Origin of the sequence: Stenotrophomonas sp. SrG, from assembly GCF_050031795.1 — a bacterium.
GTDB lineage: Bacteria > Pseudomonadota > Gammaproteobacteria > Xanthomonadales > Xanthomonadaceae > Stenotrophomonas > Stenotrophomonas rhizophila_A.
On the sequence record NZ_JBNBBE010000501.1, the window covers coordinates 1 to 255 of the forward strand.

Annotated in this window: 1 protein-coding gene; it reads right to left on the reverse strand. The window is 66.7% G+C overall.

Going from position 1 to position 255, the window contains the following annotated elements:
- A partial coding sequence (locus ACQG3P_RS20635) for a hypothetical protein (protein ID WP_426806090.1) occupies positions 1 to 255 on the reverse strand: 255 nt, incomplete at both ends.

Sequence of the window (255 nt, forward strand, 5' to 3'; positions counted from 1 at the left end):
GATAACGGCTGGTCAGCCCGGTGGCCGGGTCGAACACATCCAGGCGGTACTCGCCCCATTCCACCGGGACGACCACGCCCACCGCCGCGCTGCCGGCGTCCAGGGTGCGGCTATCCTTGTTCTCGAAGCGGCGGCTGAAGTCGTAATCCCAACGGTTGTCGTTGAAGGTCCAGTGGTAAACACGCAGCTCGCGCACCAGGGTAACCTTCAGGCCCTTGCCGGGCTGCGGCTTGCCGGCCGCATCCACGCGCAGGA